Annotated in this window: 1 tRNA gene and 3 rRNA genes; all 4 read right to left on the bottom strand. The window is 46.2% G+C overall.

Annotation, left to right across the window (positions count from 1 at the left end):
• Nucleotide 1: 1 nt before the first annotated feature.
• The 4 genes from rrf to C4Q29_RS06285 all read right to left on the bottom strand — a co-directional run bounded on the left by rrf (nucleotide 2) and on the right by C4Q29_RS06285 (nucleotide 5002).
• Nucleotides 2-118 (bottom strand): 5S ribosomal RNA (gene rrf / locus C4Q29_RS06300).
• A 61-nt stretch (nucleotides 119-179) separates the two neighbouring features.
• Nucleotides 180-3214: ribosomal RNA gene (locus C4Q29_RS06295) — 23S ribosomal RNA — on the bottom strand.
• A 59-nt stretch (nucleotides 3215-3273) separates the two neighbouring features.
• Nucleotides 3274-3349, bottom strand: a tRNA-Ala gene (locus C4Q29_RS06290).
• A gap of 124 nt (nucleotides 3350-3473) precedes the next feature.
• Nucleotides 3474-5002, bottom strand: a 16S ribosomal RNA gene (locus C4Q29_RS06285).
• Together the 16S, 23S and 5S rRNA genes with 1 tRNA gene alongside form the textbook arrangement of a ribosomal RNA operon.
• Nucleotides 5003-5071: the final 69 nt, after the last annotated feature.

The following is a 5071-nucleotide window of genomic DNA, read 5'->3' as shown; positions in this document are numbered from 1 at the left end:
TATTTGGCGGCGTCCTACTCTCCCAATCCGTTTCCAGACAAGTACCATCAGCGCTGAAAGGCTTAACTTCTGTGTTCGAGATGGATACAGGTGTATCCCTTTCGCCATTGCCACCACATATTTACTTTTCAAACCTAAAACTAGTATATCACATATACTTCAATAAACATAGAATATTTCTGGTCAAACTTCCGAGTTATTAGTATCGATTAGCTACATACATTACTGCACTTCCACCTTCGACCTATCAACCTTGTTTTCTACAAGGACTCTTTCAGAAATCTAATCTTGAGGGGGGCTTCATACTTAGATGCCTTCAGCATTTATCCCTGCCAGACTTAGCTACTCTGCCGTGCCATTGGCATGACAACAGATACACCAGCGGTCTGTCCATCCCGGTCCTCTCGTACTAAGGACAGCTCCTCTCAAATTTCTTACGCCCACGCTGGATAGGGACCGAACTGTCTCGCGACGTTCTGAACCCAGCTCGCGTGCCTCTTTAATGGGCGAACAGCCCAACCCTTGGGACCTACTCCAGCCCCAGGATGAGACGAGCCGACATCGAGGTGCCAAACACCCCCGTCGATGTGAACTCTTGGGGGGTATAAGCCTGTTATCCCCGGGGTAGCTTTTATCCGTTGAGCGATGGCCCTTCCACTCGGTACCACCGGATCACTAAGTCCTACTTTCGTATCTGCTCCACTTGTAGGTGTCGCAGTTAAGCTCGCTTTTGCCTTTGCACTCTGTAAATGGTTTCCGTCCATTCTGAGCGAACCTTTGAACGCCTCCGTTACTCTTTAGGAGGCGACCGCCCCAGTCAAACTGCCCATCTGACAATGTCCCAGTACCGGATAACGGTACATGGTTAGAACCTTAAGATCTAAAGTGTGGTATTCCAACGACGACTCCATAGCAACTGGCGCCACTATCTCACAGTCTCCCACATATACTCTACATTAGAACTCAAAATCCAATATCAAACTACAGTAAAGCTCCACGGGGTCTTTCCGTCCTAGCGTGGGTAAGTCGCATCTTCACGACTAATACAATTTCACCGGATCCATTGTTGAGACAGCGCCCAAATCGTTACACCTTTCGTGCGGGTCGGAACTTACCCGACAAGGAATTTCGCTACCTTAGGACCGTTATAGTTACGGCCGCCGTTTACTGGGGCTTAAGTTCTAGCCTTCGCTTGCGCTAAGCCTTCCCCTTAACCTTCCAGCACCGGGCAGGTGTCAGCACCTATACTTCGTCTTACGATTTAGCAGATACTTGTGTTTTTGGTAAACAGTCGCTTGGGCCTACTCTCTGCGGCCTGCATAGCAGGCACCCCTTCTCCCGAAGTTACGGGGTCATTTTGCCGAGTTCCTTAACAATGGTTCTTCCGCGCGTCTTAGAATTCTCTTCCTACCTACCTGTGTCGGTTTGCGGTACGGGTGCATTTATTCTCCTTAGTGTCTTTTCTCGACAGCGTGGTGTCACTTGCTTCCCTACTTATTTTTCGGTCCCCATCACACTTCATCTATAGCCTAGGGGATTTGCCTCCTAGACCAAACTTTGTGCTTGGACACGCCTTTCCAACCGCGTGCTCAAGTTAACCTTCTGTGTCAACACATCGTCAAACGAATATTTGCAGTACAGGAATTTCCACCTGTTATCCATCGCCTACGCTCTTCAGCCTCAGCTTAGGTCCCGACTTACCCTGGGGGGACGAGCCTTGCCCAGGAAACCTTAGGTTTTCGACGGGTGAGATTCTCACTCACCTTCTCGCTACTCATGCCAGCATTCTCTCTTGTGTACTCTCCACCTATCTTTCGATTCAGCTTCAACGTGCACACAATGCTCCTCTACCAACTTAGAGACGAGAAGTAATTTCTTAAAACTTACTGTTATCATAAATCCATTTCTTGAAATTGTTTCTATACTTTTCTACTTATACACTTTTCTCTTTCGAGAATAACATGATGTCTTTACGTATGAAATTTAATTTCGTCTTCTTCTTTATAATATTTCTGGTAAACTTTAATCATTTACTTCTTGTCTCTAAATTCCGTAGCTTCGGTATCGTATTTAGCCCCGTTTATCTTCGGCGCAACTCCACTTGACTAGTGAGCTATTACGCACTCTTTAAATGTGTGGCTGCTTCTAAGCCCACATCCTAGTTGTCTGAGTAGAATCACATCCTTAACCACTTAACACGATTTTGGGACCTTAGCTGACGGTCTGGGCTGTTTCCCTTTCGAGCGTGAAGCTTATCCCTCACGTTCTGACTGCCGAGCTTAATTATCTGGTATTTGGAGTTTGATAGATCTTGGTAACATCAAATGCCCCGCGACCATTCAGTGCTCTACCTCCAGTAATCATTCATCTCGACGCTAGCCCTAAAGCTATTTCGAGGAGAACCAGCTATCTCTGAGTTCGATTGGCTTTTCACCCCTATCCACAGGTCATCCGATAAGTTTTAAACCTTACCCGGTTCGAGCCTCCATTGAATTTTACTTCAACTTCACTCTGCCCATGGATAGATCACCCAGTTTCGGGTCTAAAGCAACAGACTTATTGCGCTATTAACACTCGGTTTCCCTACGGCTTCGAAGCTTAACTTCTTAACCTTGCCTATTACCTTAACTCGCTGGCCCGTTCTACAAAAAGTACGAGGTTACAGATCTTGCCTGCTTCCTCTGATTGTAAGCACAAGGTTTCAGATTCTATTTCACTCCCCTTGCGGGGTTCTTTTCACCTTTCCATCACTGTACTTGTTCACTATCGGTCACATGGTAGTATTTAGCCTTAGGGGGTGGTCCCCCTATATTCCCACCGAATTTCACGTGTTCGATGGTACTCGTTCGTGTCAGTTTAATTTATCTTTCGCCTACAGGACCTTTACCTTCTATGGTTTAGCTTTCCAGCTAATTCGACTAGACTTATCAAACCTTATACACTGTTGGGCTCTTACCCGTTCGCTCGCCGCTACTCAGGTAATCGATTTTTCTTTCTCTTCCTCCGGGTACTTAGATGTTTCAGTTCTCCGGGTATTCCTCCTCTTAAGCTATGTATTCACTTAAGGGTGTATGAGTCTTCCTCATACGGGTTTCCCCATTCGGATACCCACGTTTCGTTTCTTTGTGCAGATCTACGTGGTTTTCGCTTGCTTTGCGTCCTTCATCGGCTCCATGTGCCAAGGCATTCACCTTGCGCTCTTTTCTGTTTGACCAGAAATATTCTATGTTTATTTAATTGTTTTGGTTCAAATNTCTAAACTTATTTGTTTAGTGGTGGAGGTAAGGAGATTCGAACTCCTGGCCTCCTGCGTGCAAGGCAGGCGCTCTCCCAGCTGAGCTATACCCCCATAAGAAAATCTGGACAAAGTCCAGATTAAATATTTAATTTTCCTAAACAGTCAAAACTGTGAGTCATAATTTCTCTTTTCTTTTGTCTTAGAATACTTAATTTCTCCTAAAACTTTTCCTTAGAAAGGAGGTGATCCAGCCGCACCTTCCGATACGGCTACCTTGTTACGACTTCACCCCAGTTATTGACCCTACCTTCGACGTCTGCCTCCTAAAAGGTTAGCTCGACGGCTTCGGGTATTGCCAACTCCCATGGTGTGACGGGCGGTGTGTACAAGACCCGGGAACGCATTCACCGTGGCATTCTGATCCACGATTACTAGCAACTCCGACTTCATGTAGGCGAGTTGCAGCCTACAATCCGAACTGAGATCTGTTTTCTCTGATTCGCTTGCTCTCACGAGTTCGCGGCAGTTTGTTCAGACCATTGTAGCACGTGTGTAGCCCAAGACATAAAGGGCATGATGATTTGACGTCATCCCCACCTTCCTCCGGTTTATCACCGGCAGTCTCACTAGAGTCCCCAACTTTACTTGCTGGCAACTAATGATAGGGGTTGCGCTCGTTACGGGACTTAACCCAACATCTCACGACACGAGCTGACGACAACCATGCACCACCTGTATATATGTTCCGAAGAAAAGATGTATCTCTACATCCGTCATATATATGTCAAGCCTTGGTAAGGTTCTTCGCGTTGCTTCGAATTAAACCACATGCTCCGCTGCTTGTGCGGGTCCCCGTCAATTCCTTTGAGTTTCATACTTGCGTACGTACTCCCCAGGCGGAGTGCTTAATGCGTTAACTGCGTCACTGAGATTTGACTCCCAACAACTAGCACTCATCGTTTACTGCGTGGACTACCAGGGTATCTAATCCTGTTTGCTCCCCACGCCTTCGTACCTCAGCGTCAGTTTGATTCCAGAAAGTTGCCTTCGCCATTGGTATTCCTCCATATATCTACGCATTTCACCGCTACACATGGAATTCCACTTTCCCCTCATCTACTCAAGTTCAACAGTTTCCTAACCATACTATGGTTGAGCCATAGCCTTTTAATTAGGACTTATTAAACCGCCTACGTACCCTTTACGCCCAATAATTCCGGACAACGCTTGCCCCATACGTATTACCGCGGCTGCTGGCACGTATTTAGCCAGGGCTTGCTTCTTAGTTACTGTCATTATCTTCACTAAGGACAGAGTTTTACAATCCGAAGATCTTCATCACTCACGCGGCGTCGCTGCATCAGAGTTTCCTCCATTGTGCAAAATTCCCCACTGCTGCCTCCCGTAGGAGTCTGGACCGTGTCTCAGTTCCAGTGTGGCCGTTCAACCTCTCAATCCGGCTACTGATCGTTGCCTTGGTAGGCTTTTATCCCACCAACTAGCTAATCAGACGCGAGACCATCTAACACCGATAAATCTTTAACCAATGTATCATGCGATTCTTTGGTTTCATAAGGTATTAATCCCGGTTTCCCGAGGCTATCCCTTTGTGAAAGGCAGGTTTCTCACGTGTTACTCACCCGTTCGCTACTTTCCTTTTTCATGATCATTCCGAAGAAATCACTCGAAAAATTCTCGTTCAACTTGCATGTGTTAAGCACGCCGCCAGCGTTCGTCCTGAGCCAGGATCAAACTCTCAAATTAAAGTTTGATCTAGCTTATTTTGAAATTATTATACTCAAAAGTTTTGACTATTTATTTGTTTAGGTTCTT

This window comes from Helcococcus massiliensis, from assembly GCF_900258485.1.
Lineage (GTDB): Bacteria > Bacillota > Clostridia > Tissierellales > Peptoniphilaceae > Helcococcus > Helcococcus massiliensis.
This window is presented reverse-complemented; position numbering and strand designations above follow the sequence as displayed.